Annotated in this window: 10 protein-coding genes; 1 reads left to right on the top strand and 9 read right to left on the bottom strand. The window is 39.8% G+C overall.

Annotation, left to right across the window (positions count from 1 at the left end; all coding sequences use genetic code 11):
* Positions 1 to 12: 12 nt before the first annotated feature.
* The 5 genes from A2536_03550 to A2536_03530 form a co-directional block, all read right to left on the bottom strand.
* Entirely contained in the window at positions 13 to 1803 is a 1791-nt protein-coding gene (locus A2536_03550) for a DNA primase (protein OGF47081.1), read from the bottom strand.
* Positions 1804 to 1812: 9 nt separating this feature from the next.
* A complete protein-coding gene (locus A2536_03545) occupies positions 1813 to 2775 on the bottom strand; it encodes an NGG1p interacting factor NIF3 (protein ID OGF47080.1) in 963 nt (320 codons plus the stop codon).
* Positions 2776 to 2888: 113 nt separating this feature from the next.
* Positions 2889 to 3431: a hypothetical protein gene (locus A2536_03540; GenBank protein ID OGF47079.1), complete on the bottom strand. Its 543-nt coding sequence runs from the start codon at positions 3429 to 3431 to the stop codon at positions 2889 to 2891.
* Positions 3432 to 3434: 3 nt separating this feature from the next.
* The gene (locus A2536_03535; GenBank protein ID OGF47078.1) at positions 3435 to 3878 is read right to left on the bottom strand and encodes an aspartyl-tRNA amidotransferase; all 444 of its coding nucleotides are present in this window, start codon (positions 3876 to 3878) and stop codon (positions 3435 to 3437) included.
* Positions 3879 to 3887: 9 nt separating this feature from the next.
* Positions 3888 to 4082, bottom strand: a complete 195-nt coding sequence (locus A2536_03530; GenBank protein OGF47077.1) for a 30S ribosomal protein S21 — start codon at positions 4080 to 4082, stop codon at positions 3888 to 3890.
* A gap of 265 nt (positions 4083 to 4347) precedes the next feature.
* On the opposite strand from A2536_03530, the gene A2536_03525 reads away from it, so the two are divergent.
* The gene (locus A2536_03525; GenBank protein OGF47076.1) at positions 4348 to 6435 is read left to right on the top strand and encodes a hypothetical protein; all 2088 of its coding nucleotides are present in this window, start codon (positions 4348 to 4350) and stop codon (positions 6433 to 6435) included.
* Positions 6436 to 6588: 153 nt separating this feature from the next.
* On the opposite strand, the gene A2536_03520 is transcribed toward A2536_03525, so the two are convergent.
* The 4 genes from A2536_03520 to A2536_03505 form a co-directional block, all read right to left on the bottom strand.
* Complete coding sequence (locus A2536_03520) at positions 6589 to 9018, bottom strand: penicillin-binding protein 1C (GenBank protein ID OGF47075.1); 2430 nt, start codon at positions 9016 to 9018, stop codon at positions 6589 to 6591.
* Complete coding sequence (locus A2536_03515; protein ID OGF47074.1) at positions 8951 to 15247, bottom strand: hypothetical protein; 6297 nt, start codon at positions 15245 to 15247, stop codon at positions 8951 to 8953. Before A2536_03515 ends, A2536_03520 begins: the two co-directional genes overlap by 68 nt.
* A gap of 169 nt (positions 15248 to 15416) precedes the next feature.
* Entirely contained in the window at positions 15417 to 16613 is a 1197-nt protein-coding gene (locus tag A2536_03510) for a signal peptidase I (GenBank protein OGF47073.1), read from the bottom strand.
* 57 nt (positions 16614 to 16670) lie between these two features.
* Entirely contained in the window at positions 16671 to 17000 is a 330-nt protein-coding gene (locus A2536_03505) for a hypothetical protein (protein OGF47072.1), read from the bottom strand.
* Positions 17001 to 17128 lie beyond the last annotated feature (128 nt).

The raw sequence follows: 17128 nt of genomic DNA, 5'->3' as shown, positions 1-17128 counted from the left end.
TTGCTGATTCTTTCACTTTACCCCCTGCTGCTTTTCTGTTTTAGAACCCTTAAAATGCCGTTGTATGCTCATATATTCGTTATAAAGTTCCTTATCTACATTACCTTTTTTGATCTCAACATCAATTTCTTTAAGCCTCTTTTCAAGCCGGCTGTTCTTTACCGCTTTTATGAGATCCTTCTCCGCTTTTATCCTGCTTTCTTCGGAATATTCCACTTTATCAAGGTTGACTTCCGTAAACAGTTTCCTGGCCTCGCCTTCAAGCTCATCGGCCATCGCCGAATAATCAAACCCGTTCTCTTTTTCACAATACCCGAATATAAGTTCGAATATCTTTTTTACCGCTTCATCATCAAAATCCGAAGGAAAAACAAATGACTTGACTCTCTTTGCAGTCTCTATATCAGAGAGGGAGAGAACCAACAACTGCTTCTCCATTCTTTCAGTTCTCAGGTCCTTCGCATCTCTTCCGGTCACGCCAGGTTTCTTAGCCGTTTCTTTCTTTTTATCTACCGTTACATTATAGAGTTTTTCATAATAACTTTCGATCTGTTCTCTAATAAGCCTTTCCGGCAGGTTCATCCTTGCCGAGATTATTTTTCTATATTCTTCCCTTTTTACATCATCCGAAACCGCAGCCACTACCGGGAGCATCTGACTGAAAAGTTTCAACTTACCTTTCAGATCGGCCAAGTTTTCCGGTTTTACAATGTCAAGCCAGAAATCCACAATACTCTTTGCTGATCTCAGTTTTTCGACAAAAGCTACTTTACCTTCCTTGTTCAAATACTCATCAGGATCCTTGCTTCCGGAAAATACCACAACTTTTACATCCAAGCCCGCTTCCACAAGTACCGCAATACCGCGTAAAGAAGCATTTATACCCGCAGCATCAAGATCATAAGCAATTACAACTTTATCGGTGTACCTTTTTAGAAGCAGCGCTTGAGCTTTCGTTAAAGAAGTCCCGAGCGTTGCGACCGTATTAGTTATCCCGTATTGATGACAGGTTATACAGTCCAGATAACCTTCGACAATTACAACTCCTAATTCTTCGGGAATATTGGTTTTGGCAATATTCCAACCGTAAAGATTCTTACCTTTACTGTATACCTGGGTCTCAGGAGAATTAATATACTTAGGGAGCGAATTATCCAAGACCCTTGCACCAAAAGCTACGTACCTGCCAAAACTGCTGACTATCGGGAATATTATTCTGTTACGAAAACGGTCATAATGTCCGTCCTTTTTATCCCTTTTAATGATAAGCCCGGCTTTTTCAAGAAGTTCAGGACTTATATTATTTTTTCTTCCAAAATTTAAAAGACCATCCCATTCCTCCGGCACAAAACCTATTGCAAACTTTTCCAGAGTCTCCGGGTTCAAATTCCTTTTACTTAAATAATCCTGAGCTGTTTTACTTTCTTTCAGTTTCTGTCTAAAGTACTTTACCGCAAGTTCGTTAACCTTGAAAAGCTCTTCGTATTCATCTTTTTTTGCCGTGTCACCGGTATCCAGGGTGATCCCCTTCTTTTCGGCCAAATATTTCACAGCCTCAATGAAACTGATATTCTCTATCTTTGATATAAAATGCAGTACATTACCGCCTTCTCCGCAGCCGAAACAGTGATAAATCTGTTTAACCGGACTGACCACAAAAGAAGACGTCTTTTCGTTGTGAAAAGGACATAAACCTTTAAAATTCTGCCCGGACTTTTTCAAGTGAACATGCTCGCTTATTACGTCCACAATGTCAAAGGCTTCCTTAATATGTAAAATCTTATCCTGCGGTATTAAGCCCATGATTTCCTGTTACTTAGATCTGCTTACTCTGCGATAACCCGAGCATTCAAGTATTTCCAATTTACCCCGTTGCTTCATTACCGCATCCAAGAGCAAGTTTAACCCGAGGTTATCACTGCTGATATGCCCCGCAACGACAATATTCATAAAATTCTTTTTTATCTCTTTCCTGTGATCTTCAGAATAATGCATACCCACAAACGTACCAAAACCCGCTTTTGAGGCCGCTTCATAGATTTCTTTAGGACCTTCAGTCCCGCCGGTCATATCTACGTATATTTTTCCGCATTTAGAGCTTTCACTGCCTGTAAATATTTTTGGCCCGGCATTATTTGAAGCAGAGATCTTATACTCCTCAATTTCATTCAGAATTCCAAGAATGTCTTTAAGTGTCTCAGGTTTTTTCTTTGCAAAAATCGCGGTAAGATAACTTGCCACATGATTATCCGCTACAGTATGCGCGCACATCATATTTAGACCAAGAAGCTTTGCGGCATCAACCGTTTTTGTGTGATTTGACGGCATTACCCTGCGTTCTACATCTTTCATTCTCGGACCCATAGTATTTTCAGCCACATTTATAGGAATACCCGCCTGATGAAAAAGCTCACTCTGCATACCCATGACTTCATAAAAGTTAGCATATGCTTTCCCTGAAGGATGATGAGCCATCACCAAATCTATCTTTTTACCCTTTTCCGAAAGTCTGTCCGCTATCGCAAGATCTCCGGAGTCAATATCTACTCCGACCATAACTGTTTTTATTTCCGAATTTAACGAACCATTCAGCACTCTGGTATCAGCATAGGGATTAAAAAGCTTATCTTCGTCAAAACTCTTTTTTTCTTCAGGTTTTAGTGCCTTAAACACCTCAGCTGTTTTTTTAAGCTCTTCTCTTACTATATCTTTACCTCTCGGGTCCGACTCGATGCCTTTTTCTACCACTGCTTTATAGAAATCACCCAACTTCATGTAAAACCCTCCCAACGAAAGAAATTACAAAATACTAATGACAAATGACAATATTTGGTGTTGTTTATATGAACTTCGATAAATTGCACTTCGTACTTTGTTCTTTGTCCTTGTCACTTAGATACGTGTTTATTCCCTTCTATATAATACCGAAGGGGCAAATTCTGCCCCTGTTTTATCCCAATCCTTACGGTTCTGATTATTTTAAAATCCTTGTAACCATCATCTGCAAAATATATCCCGCTTTTCAGAAGAAGAGGCAGACAGTTCTCTTTCTTCCCCAGCTTAAAAGCACCGGCAAGTTTTCCCGGTCCGTTTGTTACCTTACCCTTAAGCCCGCTAAGAGGTTCAACCCCTCGAAGTAACACCGCTCCCGCAACACCATCTTTTTCAGTTACAACATTCATCATAAAATGGAAGCCATAACAAAGATAAACGTAAGCAACCCCGGGTTTACCGAACATAACACTATTTCTTTTTGTTTGTCCTTTATATGCATGGCTGGCCGGATCTTTCGTACCAAGATAGGCTTCTGTCTCAACAACGCGGCCCATAAATGTTTTGCCGTAAAAATTCCTGACAAACACTTTACCAAGAAGCTCTTTAGCCACAGTGCGAGTAGGTCTGTTAAAAAACTTTTCACCCAATACCTTCATTGACTATTTAAGGTGCTCTTTCACTATCAAACTTACCAGAGAGCTATCTGCTTTGCCTTTAACCAGGGGCATTAACTTTCCCATAACCTTCCCCATTTCCTTGACAGAAGCTGCACCGGTCTCTTTAATAACATCCAATACAAATTTTCTGACTTCCTCTTCACTCAGCTGCTCCGGAAGATAAGCCTGCAGTATTTTCATTTCAGTTTCTTCCTGTACCGCAAGCTCACTTCTTCCACCCTGTGTGTACTGTTCTATAGAATCCTTACGCTGTTTGATTGAAGACTGAATGACAGTAATAATATCATCATCCGTTAAAGTTTTTTTCTTTGCAATCTCAGCGTTGCTAATTGCATTCTTTAGTAACCTCACGGTGGAAAGCTTAAGCTCATCTTTGGCCTTCATTGCCAGCTTAAGATCTTCATCAAGCTTTTCTTTCAAGCCCATTCCAACTCCTTAATCCATCTTCTCGAGTCTTTTTCTTAACTTTCTAGCAGCAGCTTCTTCTTTCTTTTTCCTTCTTTCGCTCGGCTTTTCATAAAATTCTCTTTTTCTGATTTCGGTAAGGATGCCTTCCATCTGGCATTTCCTTTTAAACCTTTTCAGTGCCGATTCAAAAGACTCATCGGATTTCACAATTACTTCGACCACTTGAGATCACCCTTTCTTTAATTAGATTTTTGTTCTTTTTTTTTATTAGACAATTAGTAAGCCTGTATTTGTTCCAAATATGCTTAAATACACTTTTGACAGAGAGAAAACAAATGAAAAATGTCCACGTCAAGTGGACATGAGCATTCTATCAAACATTACCGATTTTGTCAATAGCCCATGAACAAGCCATGAACAAACATATTGTTTTATATGCACATTTACATGTTTACAAAACACGCATTTTAACGTAAAATACAGAAATATGGATTATAAAGCAAGACTTACAAAAATATTGGAATATTCAAAAACCAAGAAGTTTAGACAGATTTTTGCCGTAATCATGACAATATTTTTGGGTTGGTTTTTTGGCCTTATGATAGCCTTTTACTATGACCTGCCTCCGCTTTCAGAATTAGAAAATTACAGACCTTCTCTTGCAAGTAAGATTTATGATCAAAACGGCGAACTCATCGCTCAGCTTTTCGTAGAACAAAGAACGCTTGTTCCTCTTTCAAAAATACCGGATAAACTTAAGAAAACAATACTTGTAATAGAAGATGACGGCTTTTATTCACACCTTGGTATTTCTCCTCTTTCTATTCTTAGAGCGTTTCTGGTAAATCTTACACACGGCAGAGTAGAACAAGGCGGCAGTACTATAACCCAGCAACTGGCCAAGAACCTTTTTCTTACACAAGACAGAACTTTTTCAAGAAAAATCAGAGAAGTAATGCTTTCTTTTAAAATAGAATACCGGTACACAAAAGATGAGATTCTGGAAATGTACTTAAACCAGGTTAATATGGGGTCAGGAGCCTATGGTGTTGAAATAGCTGCGAGAACTTATTTTGGAAAACATGTAGAAGAATTGAGTTTGCCGGAGTGCGCTCTTCTTGCAGGATTACCAAGAGCACCTAATAAATATTCTCCATACAACAATATAAAAAAGGCGGAGCAAAGGCGTAACCGTATACTGGACCGGCTGCTAAAGAAAAAAATTATAACCAAGCTGGAAGCCGACACAGCCAAGTATGAACCAATAGTGGTGCATAAGATCGAACAAAAAAATGCGCCTTATTTTATTGAACATGTCAGACAACAACTTGAAGAAACATACGGAGCAAACGTAATTTATAAGGGAGGTCTGTCGGTATACACCTCTCTGGATATGAAGCTGCAGGATCTGGCGCAAAGAGCAGTAGCTGCGACGCTTGCAGAAGCCGAAAAAAAGATAGCGCTTGAGAACGGTATACCGGTAGAAAGTATTAATGAAGCCGAGTTCCGCAAAAATATTCCGATTCAAGCCTCCTTCATTGTCATTGATCCAAAAACCGGGTATATCAAAGCTTTGATAGGCGGCAGAGATTTCTCAGAATCACAATTCAACAGAGCCACGCAATCAAAAAGACAGCCCGGTTCATCATTTAAACCTTTTATATATACCGCCGCAATAGACAATGGTTTTACCGCGGCAGACATAATAGTAGATGCTCCCATGCCTTTAAGCGACGGGAATGAAGGGCAAGTCTGGAAGCCGGAAAATTACGAAAAAAAGTTTTTTGGCCCGACGACCTTAAGAAAAGCGCTTACTTTATCCCGCAATGTTGTAACCCTTAAACTTCTTATGAAAGTAGGAGCTTCCTCTGTCGCGGCATACGCCAATAAAATGGGAATTAAAAGTAAGATTCATAAAAATCTTTCGCTCGCTTTTGGTACTTCTGAAGTCACACTAATGGAACTTGTTTCGGCCTATTCCACCTTTCCAAACTTCGGGGTAAAGGTTGACCCTATTTCAATTCTTACGGTAAAAGACAGCATGGGTAAAGTACTTGAAGAAAACCAGCCGCATGTCCAGGATGTACTAAGACCTGAAAGCGCTTATGTACTAACTTCAATGATGGAAAGTGTTGTCAATGAAGGCACCGCAACAAGAATAAGAGCAGACGGCGTTACTTTTAGCTGCGCAGGAAAAACAGGAACTACCGACAATCAATCCGATGTCTGGTTTATTGGTTATACCTCTGACCTGGTTGCCGGAGGCTGGGTCGGTTTTGATGACAGAAGATCTCTCGGCAAATGGATCAGCAGTTCAAACACCCCGGTACCTATGTGGGCGGCTTTTATGAAAGAAGTCTACAAGGAAACACCTCCTGAACCCTTTGTAAAACCGCCAAATATTGTCACCGTACGAATAGATCCTGACACAGGACTCCTTTGGACTACTAAATGTAAAAAATGGTTAGATGAGGTTTTTATTGCAGGGACGGAACCTACGACAAAATGCAATAAGCATGACGGGTTTGAAACCACGGAAATTAAGAAGGAGGTAACTTCAGAAGTTGCCCGCTAACCCTCCCACTCCTGTACTGGTTACTTTTAATATCCGCCTTTGTAAATACTATGAGACCTCATCAAAGAAACACATAATAGAAGTATTGAATATCTCCCACCATCTTTCCTCTTTTTCCTATTCTTTCTCGGCATTGTTCAAACACCCTCATACTCACCGGACGGGATCACTTTCCTGTCCGACATAAATGGATACACTGTCAGAAAGTCCGCTGATTGTCATTGCTTTGATTGCATGCTTGCCCGGCTGGGGCTTGATGAATACCTGTTCATTGGAAGCAACATGCGAAACCAGAACATCGTCCAGGAACCAGTATACCTCTTCACTTTCCACATTTGTATTTGCTTTTAGAGCTATGCCTTCTTTAATCTCTGAATTATTACGCAGCATGTAAATGGCGTTTTTACCGGGGTTTTTAATGCTGAGCTTACCGTATCTCCCGGGAGAGTTGCAGCTCTTAGAGTGCTGCGGTATAAGATCCAAGCGTCTCCCTTTTTTCAGAAAATGATCCGTGAGATCAGGAGGCCAGACCTCTACTATTCTGCTTGAGCATTTGGACAGATCCTTACAACAGGAACGGCAGACTTCCTCTCCGGTTTTCTTATCAACATATATTCTTTTATGTACAGTACACTCGACATTTGAAGATACTCCGGGAATATAAAGATCGTTTCGTGTGTGATCACAGAAAGGACCCGGCTTATCGCCGCTAACCACACATACTTCTCTTGTTCTTACATCTTGAGGGATACTGAACCAGGAATCACTTGAACCGGAAAGGTAATCAATTACTTCTACCACTGCCGGAGCCGCAGTTTTTGAACCCTCCAGGGCAAAAGACGGCTTAGAATCCAGATTGCCAAGCCAAACCCCCACCGTAAACTCAGGAGTGTACCCGATACACCACGCATCACGCGGGCCAAAAGAAGTCCCTGTCTTAAAAGCAACTTTATTTTTCTTCTGAGTGAACTCCCAGGAGTTAGGCAGATAAGGACGGGTTGATTCCGAAAGCATTTCACTGACAATGTAGCTGGCTTCTTTGCTTATGATCCGTTTACCGCCGGCAGAGTTCTCCCTTTCCAGGAAAAATGACAACTCACGGAACTCCCCGCCATTCGCAAGACAACAGTACATTTTAACTATCTGTTCAAGAGTCACGGGAAAAGCACCGAGTACAATAGAAAGACCGGGACTGTTTTTTGATATATCCGCTCCGCTGATCCCTGCCTCATTCAAAAAAGCAGCCAGACCGTTCTTTTTCATCCTGTACTCAAGGTCAACAGGCGGTAAATTCAGCGAATTATACAAAGCTTCTTCGGCTGTCACAACGCCCTGGAAAGACTTCGCAAAATTAACAGGAACATACCCGTCATAATTCCTTGGTATATCAAAGATGACTTTTTTTGGAGTTATCAAGCCATTCTCTATAGCTCTGGCATAAACAAACGGTTTAAGAGCTGAACCCGGAGAGCGGCTAATGTTAGCAGCGTTATATTGGCCGCCGTTTTCAGGATCACTTTCATCAACACTTCCGGAATAAGCCAACACCTGCATCGTCCTGTTGTTCACCGCAATTAGGGCTCCGTTATTAACCCCATTTTTCTTTAATCCACCGACAAGTTGATTCAATATTTTTTCACAATGCTTTTGGATAACAAGGTCTACCGATAAATGTTTAATATAAGGATCCCCTGTCCCGGAAGTTCTTTTGACAACAGAGGCCGCGATAAACGGGTTTTGAATCCTGACGGAGGGAATACGCTCGCTCTTTGCTTCGCTTATCTCTTCCTTTTTAAGTTTCAGCCCTTTTCTTATTTTTTTTAGAATACGGTCTCTAACCTGTCTGGCATCATTATTTGCTTTATCCGGTCTTGTTCTTTCCGGAGTTTTTAATATACCTATCAAAAGACTGCATTGACCCGCGCTAAGAGAAGCTGCAGGTTTACCATAGTACAGGAAAGACGCGGCCCCAATCCCTTGAATATTCCCGCCCATGGAAATGGTGTTAATGTACATCTCTAGGATCTCTTTTTTTGAATACCGGCTTTCCAGCTGCAGGGATCTGAAAAGCTCTTTCAATTTTATCTTCAGAGTCCTTTTTTTGCCTGAGTGTTCCATCATCTTCGCAACCTGCATCGTTATTGTGGAACCGCCGGAAACTATCCGTCCCTTCTTCCAGTTATCAAATCCTGCACGGAATAAAGAAAATACATTAAACCCGGGATGCAGGTAGAACCATTTATCCTCGCAGACAGGAACGCCTTTTATAAGCGTTTCAGGCATTTGCTCGTATTTTAACTTTATCCTGTAATTTCCCGCCTTATTAAGGTCTATACGGAGAAGCTCACCCTCCTTCGAAAGATAAACAGCAGAATATTCAGTCTCAAGTTTATTAAGCGGCAACGGGAAGAGAAACAGGGATATTTTCATTAAGACAATATAAGCAATAAATACAGCCAGGACCGTTAGCGCTATCCGGCGTATATTACTCGTTATTTTCTTTTTCTTTTTTCCCTTACTCTGCTGCGGGTGTAATAACGAGTTTTTCTTCAGAGAAGTCACCCGCTTTGATCTCCGGGTCATACATAGCCTCCACAAAACATCCCGGCAGATTGAACCTGCCCGGAGTAATAGCCCTTAAGGTGTAGGTGAAAGTTTCAGCTCCGGCCAGTTCATTTCTAAAGAGCAAAACTCTATCATCCCTGATATCCAAAGAGGAGGGCGTAAATGTATTTTCTACAGCAAAACCAAGCTCTCCATTTGACCTTAACCTGATATTTTCCACCTCAAAACCCGCAGGCAAAAGGTCGGAAATAATAATATTCTGAACTCCTGTTTTTGAAGGAGAAACAAGAATACTTACAACCACCAGTTGGCCCTGTACAACCGCTCCCAGCTTTACCGCCTTCCCCTGTTCATCACGATAACGCCTTTCAATCTTAATTCCATTGCTGAAATTCTTTCTTGATTCATTCAAAGGAATACCATTACTTATAATACTATAGTAAGCCTTTACTGCACCTTTATTTGTAAGTTTGACCTTTTTCCCTTCCAACAAAGATTGTTTGAAATATCCGGTATCTCCTTTAATCACTGAAGCATCAATACCCGGGGCCGTTACCTCAACGGTAACCTTTTCCTCAGATCTTTTTAGAACTTTAGACAAAGCGATAAAACACACGGCATTATCCTGTGTGTTCCTGAACCTGCCGTTCCTGAGGCTTTCAGAAAGCTTATCGGCAAGCTTGTTGATCCTTTGATCCATAGGATTTGCTGAAACAAGAGCATTCAGGAACAAAGCAGCATCCCTGTCATCTGAACTCAACCAGCCGGCAAGACTCCTGGCTACATTCTGTCCCAGGTTTTCACTGCCAAGAACAAATAAAGCTGTCTTCAGATCCCCAATCTCAGAGTACGCCATTGAAAGAAAAGCTCTTTCCGCTTGATTCATTTTGTTTAATCTCTTTGTTTTCATAAAGGACATCGTCTCTTTATCCGGTTTACCTGTTTTGGCTTTGAGGTAAAGAAGGTAGGGATTTACCGCTTCCGGTTCTTTATTCTGATCTCTTCTGTCAAGCAACCCAGGCTTGTTATTAAACGCATTCGTCCTATTTATATATTCATCAAGACGCTGCATAATCAGTTTGTTAACCTTATAACCGTTTTTCTCGGCTTCCAGCAAAAAATGAGAAGCATAGCAATTTAAATATTCACCCGCATTCCCACTGTCTCCCCAGATAGAGAAGGAACCATCGTTATTCTGTTTCTTTTCTATATTCGCAATAGCCTCATTAATATAGTATTCAACATTTTTGTTTTCCATACTAAAAAGAAGATTCTGAAAACCAAACTTCTCGAGAAAAAGAAGCGGAAACGCAGTTGAAACATTCTGTTCCAGGCAGCCGTACGGATACCTGACAAGATAGTCCAGACCTCCGAGGAGTTTCAGAACATTGGAAGAAGAACAGGATACCACAACCTCTCTCCCATAGGAATTATGCTCTTCCCTGACCATTACATCCTGACTCTCTCCCGAATTCAAGCTCCCGTACTGAACGACAGTGCTTCTGTCCTGCACCGGACGAACCGGTATTTCTATAATTTTTTGCTGTTTGAATTTCCCGGCTTCCACATTTAATTCACATCTGAAGATACCAATAGCATTATCGGCATCAAACACAAATCTTGCGGTCTTCTGCTCACCGTTTTGTATCTCAAGCTTTACAGAAGCAGCGTTCACGCATTTTGCCGGGCCCTTAGTTTTTAAATTAACACTTATTGTTTCCTGAGCCCCAGATTTATTATAGATCTGAACCGGCAGAATGAACTGGTCAAGAGGAGCGACAAACCTCGGATAGGAGATTTGCACTACTACAGGTTCTGAGACCGTAACATTCTTTCTAAGCACCCCAAATTTATTACCCTGCAACGCCAGAGCAACCACTCTTACCTCTCCTGCAAAATCATCGGTATTGACATGATAACGCACAACGCCGCTTTCATCAGGCGTAAGCACGCCGGAGAATGCAACCATTGATCTCTCTTTCTTCGCCGACAGCGGGTTCAAATGCTTTTTAATCTTGGAGTCAAAATCAGCGCCTTCACCGCCTCCGACCGCCTCCCTTAAAGCTTTTATTTCGGGAAGCACATCATTAAACAAAGTGAATGTAGAGGTCTGCAAAGACTTTTTCCTGAAGAAGTACTCTCCGGGTTCAGGCACCATTTGATTCGTTATTTGAAGGATACCTTCATCTACAGCCATTATAACGACATCCGTCCCTTTGATCCCGTCTTCAGGTAAAGTCAGAGCAACATCAATACCCTTCGCCGAACGGCATTCTACCGGAACATCCATCTTGAAGTTAACCTTATTTGCTTCGGTATCCATTTTCAATTCTATCACGCCAAAAGAAGTCATGGGCAGATTGGAATTTTGAACAGTGGCAGGACGGATCAGGAGTCCGACGACAAAAGCATTGGGGAAACATCCGCCGGAAACTGTCAAAGGCAGAGTATTAACACCCTTATTTACGCTGAAAACTTCAGATTGAAATACTTCATCTCTTTCCAAGCCCAGCAATATTTTACCGGAGAAAGGTGCGTTTACTGTGACATACGCAATTTCCCCGCTCTTATATTTCGCCTTATCCAGAATCAGCTTTAAGGTTTCCGCGGACTCAAGATCAACCGAATCATCTCCCGCTCCGGTTACCCTGATAACTTTTCCGGTCTTCATTCCGTTAAAATCTCCAACAAGCACAGAATACTCTCCTGGGATATCCGGCACAAAAGATATCTCTGCTTTGCCATTTATATTTATCTTCTCGGACTTTACTACTTCTTCATAATAATTTGACTCGTAGTTATTCCTTCCCCACAAGGTTTGCCTGAAGATAGAATACCAGACTTTTCTCTTTATTAAGACCTCAGCCGGACGCTCTTTCAAGACACCACCGTCCGGGCCAAGAGCAACGCAATCTATTTTTACCTTTTCTCCTACATTGAAAGACGGTTTATTCTCCTGTTTAATACCATAATAAGTCTCGTAGTTGTTAACATCTATATATTTATAAGCACTTACCGGTCTGCCCCCTGAGTCGAAAACCTCGGACATAACTACCACTCTCAAGGCTGATGGTGGATTCATAGCAAAAGGATCCAGACTATACTCTTTCATGCCGGCAGCATCAAGCTTTGATTTGCCCAGGTCAAAAAACTCGTTAATTTCAGGTTTTGTCGGGTCCCGGAAAACATATCCTTTAAAGTTTTCATTCATATACTCCCGGCCCGTAACTCGCATTCCGGTTTCAACTCTATTACCTGACGCAGGTGCGCCGAAAAGCTGCATAGAACTGGTGGTAAATATTATTTTTTCATCAGGACCAAACCATTGTTTTTTTGTCTTTATCGCAACTTTAAGTTTATCCGGAATAAATTCCTCGACTTTTAAATTACAGCTTCCAAGCCAGTTACCGGACTGATCCGTTACTTCTGCAGTATACGGTCCGGTGATAATATCCGGCGGGAATGTAAATTCAAAAATTGACGTACCATTGGCGGTGGGCCGTGAGCTAAAACGTCTTTCATTTCCCTGAGAAGGCCCTCTTACCGTAAGATTAAGAGTAAAAGGCGGAGGAACACTCATATCTCTATTTCTAACTACAGCTGTTACAAATACTTTCTCTCCGGGCCTGTAAACACCGCGTTCGGAGAAGACAAAGGCCTCCCTGCTTTTTGGCTGGTTAGCATCTCCGGAGACATTAAACCTGTGTTGATTCAATAGAGAATTGCTCACACGCATAAAAGAATAATCTTCATCTTTTTCTGCAGTTATTAAATCAGCGTTTAACTTGGAAGTTACACCCTTTCCAAAAAGACGCTTTTCCCGCCAGACATTAAAGACCGCCCTGCCTGAAATATCCGTAACCCCCTCATACATTACCTGGTCGGAGGAACTCAATATTTTTACCGTAGCATTGCTCACAGGCTCAAGGGATGACAGCGAAAGTACGGTCACAAACAACTTATTTTGAGCTTCTTTGGCAATAATTCCCAGATCGGTACAGAGCACCCAGGACTTTTGTACCCCGCCGGCGATATACCTTCCTTTTGTATCAGAAAGCCTTATTTCAAACATCCCCTTATATTCCATGGAATGGAATTTCTTAAGATTTATATATCCGGGAATGCTTTCATTTATCTTTCCAGAAACAACCGGATAATCACCGTAAAAAACAGGAGTCGTTGAAGAATCTGAGCTTTCTCTCAAATACCTATTGATCCCATTCTTGAATATTTTATTTATCGAAACTCTGACGCTGTCAAGATTGACCGTCCTTATTTCAATATTCATCTGTCCTTTTGCCGGCAGAATATTTCCTCTATGCGCAAATTCTGCCGAAGACGGCTTATCTTCAATCTTTATTGACTCTTTCTTGGCATACTCATTCTTCATTATTTCCCCGTTTTTAGATACCATGCCGGGCAATATAGAAACCTCATAGGAAACATTTGGTTTAAAATCAGCGCTGATTACTGCATAACAATATTCAGTCTTTACAGTGAAAGGTGTCTCGGGATTGATTTTCACATGCGATCTTACCTGAGAGGCCTCAACAGGCATATTATATAGAACGCTAATGAAACTGTTACCGGCTTCATGCCATAATTTGATCTCAGTGGACATGAACTCTTTTTCTTTCGGGATACTCATCTTTTTTACATAGTCTTTCGCAAGGCCCGCTCCGCCGTTTATACAATTAAGACCTGACTTGACAACTATAAATATATCCTTCACTTCATCACCCCGTCCCGGAACTCCGCTTCTTATATATACTCTCCCCGGAAAACTGGATTTTTCCAGCGTAAAATTCAGATTTTTCCCATCTCCGGTAACTTTCACATATTCCTTCAGGGTTTCGATGTTCACGGGCCAGTTAAATGTCAGTTGACCGACAACTTCTTTTTCTACATCCTTGTAATAATCATAGTTGAAAATCAGGCTGTCACCCAGAACCAGCAGCCTTTGAGTATTGAATTTTATACTTTCCCCAGGAATGCTCTTGCCGGAAGTTGATTTTAGTGCCTTTCCATTTATTGTTGCAGAATAAAAAGTAGAAGGCTTCAACTCTTCTTTGGGAGTAAAAACTATGACATTGGGGGATTCTTGAGCGATCGTACCGGAAACAGCAGGAGAGATATTTATGCAAGCTTCCTTTTCACCCTCGACTATGCTTACAGGCTCATTAAACTCGACTCGTATAACAGGAGATTGCGAGACAGTCCCTTCCGGAGTAAACAATGCTACTTTTACAAAAGTGACATTCATAATATATACAGCAGCAAAATATACAATTACAACACCTACTAATACAGATGAAGCAATAAGTATTTTTTTCTTCTGCTTTAAAATATACTCTTTCATTTTCTGAGAGACCTGACCTATCTGTATTCTAAGAGAAATTTTATTCGGCTGAAGTTCGGTTGTTGGCTTGTTCTCTTTTCTTGCTTTTTCCACCTTTTTCTTTTCCAACGAAGAAGGCGCAGGGGAGCTGAACTTCTTTGATATTTTGCTAAAAATAGAACCATTAAATATTCTAGCATTATTAAAGTATTCTTTTCCCGAATAAAAAGAACCGGCAACAAGTCCGGCAATTGCAGCAGACAAGCTGCCAAAGACTTTTTCATTAATACCGGAGAGCAAAAGATCCAATAATCCAAAAACAACAACTGCGGTTATTGCGTAGATTCCCGCAGCATAGACAAATATAATCTTATTAAGATATTTTTTCCTTGCAATAATTGCAACCAGGAAGGAGAAGGCAATATGATAATATATTCCATTTACCCCTGCCATATAACTCGAATACCCAAACAAGAGAATTGCAGAGTAAGGGACATACATTAAAAGGAAAAAGGCAAACTGTCTCTTCGAAATATCAGTTATTTTTCCCAGGGATAGCGATATCTTTTCCGTAACAGAGTCCAGCATAATCACATAAAACAAGTATAAAACCAATAAGATAGAAGTATAGAACAGAAGGGAAGAAATATCATTTATCACCTTAGAAAAGACATAAAAGACGAAAAGAATCGCCAGTGCTGGCAGAATTTTTACCCCATTCCTTTTTGATAATTTTCTATGAATGGCTCCGGCACTAAAAAGCAGTACAGGTAGGGTTCCGAGATTAATAATCGGTATTGATTTTAAAATACCCCCCGAAGTCTCACCAAAAATATACCAAATAACGAAAAAGAACAAGAAAATAGCAAATATTTCTATTGTTTTTTTCATCTGACTACTTAAATTCATTTTCCACCCCCAATAACGTCTTTTAAATTATGATTAATGCCTCTTTTAAGAACAACAATTATATTATATCAAAAAAACCCGTCTTTACGCTCTATATATTTTATGCTTTTTGTTAAATTGGAAACCGATCCCGCGTATTTTAAGTATGGTTCAAAATATCTTCATAAGTCTATTTAACCGGCCCTATGCGATTTAATGGCAACCAGATCTTAATAGGTTTTCCAACTATATCTTCTTCGTCTATCAACCCAAAATGCCTTGAATCATAGCTAACAGCTCTATTATCTCCTAAAAAGAAGTATTTTTCATTTGGAACAGTAATCAATGGATATTCGTCGAATTCTTTTACCACCATGGTATCAATACGGTTCGTATATGGCTCATTCTGTTCTATCCCATTAATATAAAGTTTCTTTTTTCTTATTTCAACCTTATCGCCAGGAACGCCAACACACCTTTTTACAAGCACTCTACCGGTTTCTTTTGGATCTTTAAATACTACTATATCAAACCTTTTGACTTTTCCGATCTTGTATGCATATTTTGAGACTATAAGATGATCACCTATCAGAAGAGTTGATTCCATTGAACCTGTTGGCAAGGTAAAAAACTGCATAATATGTTCCTTAATTATCGAACTCCACGGAAAAGCACCATTAATAAAAAATATTGCCAAAGCAATACAGATAAGCTTCTTTTCTACTTTAGGTAATTCGGCCCCTTGCATATTAAGTTTTCTTGCAGTTTTATAAGCATCCAGAATAGAAACGATATGAAGAAGAAGTACTACAGTAGCTTCATAATAAGCATTGATATCTAAAGCAACAATAGCAATTATATACAACAAAAAGAGTAAGACACCTTTAATAATTTTTTTTACGTATAACTGCCCCAAACCTGGGAACAACATGCTCAAAAAAGCTGCAAGATATTCGTCTTTCAATTTTGCAGTATTTCTCGGGTTCTCCTTTCTGATATAACTATGAACAATCTTGAGTTGGTAAACCATAAATATCACTGAAGCGGGAAATACCACAAACATAACATATGTCAAAATTGTATTTTCTGCTAACATGCTGTAGTAGAGAAGAACATCCAAAAGCAGATAAATAAACATTACAACAAGCCCTTTTATCTTGTTTTCCGCATAGAAATATCCCAACCCCGGCAAAATGTAACTAAATATTATTCCAAGCCATGGTTCTTTTTTACCTTCAACAGCATTATCATTAATAATGCTATTAAGATCATTTTTATTAAATAAATTCATATCCTTTTTTCTATATTTCCATGCTCCAATAAATAGTAAGACTAAAATTACTATGTCTAACATATGATTCTTTATTATAGTATAAATATAATCCATGTCTTTCTCCGGCAATACTGTTTCTTCTGTCTATGCCAATTTTCGCAGAATATTGTATCACTTAAAAACAAATATCGATATCATCACAATAATAAAGAATACAAAAGAAAACGCAACGAATATTAAAATATAATTTCCGTAATGTTTACCTATATTTATAGATCTTTTTTCCGACAATTTTAGTTTTTCTTCGTCTGATAAATCCTTTTCCGTCCAGCTACGCCGAAGCCCTAATATTGCAATCAATGTAATAATTACTATTAATATTGTAGTTGATATAAAATAGTTATCATAGATTTTTGTAATAAATATATATCCAATTATAGCACTAAAAAGCGCAACAATTAGAGTTCTAGCGCCTAACATTATTTTGAAAATCTTTTTCATTTAGCTATTTCAACCTTTGAAGACGCATTGTATTTTTTGGGAAATTGCAATTCCCCCGGTTTAGTGGACTACTTGTTAAGTTGGTAATAGTCGCTCTCTGACTGATCGGGACTTTTGTACCCGTTGTA

This window comes from Candidatus Firestonebacteria bacterium RIFOXYD2_FULL_39_29, from assembly GCA_001778375.1.
Classification (GTDB): domain Bacteria; phylum Oederibacteriota; class D2-FULL-39-29; order D2-FULL-39-29; family D2-FULL-39-29; genus D2-FULL-39-29.
The sequence above is the reverse complement of the archived record's forward strand: the minus strand, read 5'-3'. Positions and strand labels throughout refer to the sequence as shown.

What these genes read in the sequence shown, in the direction of transcription:
- A2536_03505 (OGF47072.1), bottom strand. Translation starts at nt 17,000, where the DNA reads ATGAAAAAGATTTTCAAAATAATGTTAGGCGCTAGAACTCTAATTGTT.
- A2536_03525 (OGF47076.1), top strand. Translation starts at nt 4,348, where the DNA reads ATGGATTATAAAGCAAGACTTACAAAAATATTGGAATATTCAAAAACC.
- A2536_03550 (OGF47081.1), bottom strand. Translation starts at nt 1,803, where the DNA reads ATGGGCTTAATACCGCAGGATAAGATTTTACATATTAAGGAAGCCTTT.
- A2536_03515 (OGF47074.1), bottom strand. Translation starts at nt 15,247, where the DNA reads ATGAATTTAAGTAGTCAGATGAAAAAAACAATAGAAATATTTGCTATT.
- A2536_03545 (OGF47080.1), bottom strand. Translation starts at nt 2,775, where the DNA reads ATGAAGTTGGGTGATTTCTATAAAGCAGTGGTAGAAAAAGGCATCGAG.
- A2536_03535 (OGF47078.1), bottom strand. Translation starts at nt 3,878, where the DNA reads ATGGGCTTGAAAGAAAAGCTTGATGAAGATCTTAAGCTGGCAATGAAG.
- A2536_03510 (OGF47073.1), bottom strand. Translation starts at nt 16,613, where the DNA reads ATGGATTATATTTATACTATAATAAAGAATCATATGTTAGACATAGTA.
- A2536_03520 (OGF47075.1), bottom strand. Translation starts at nt 9,018, where the DNA reads ATGACCCGGAGATCAAAGCGGGTGACTTCTCTGAAGAAAAACTCGTTA.
- A2536_03540 (OGF47079.1), bottom strand. Translation starts at nt 3,431, where the DNA reads ATGAAGGTATTGGGTGAAAAGTTTTTTAACAGACCTACTCGCACTGTG.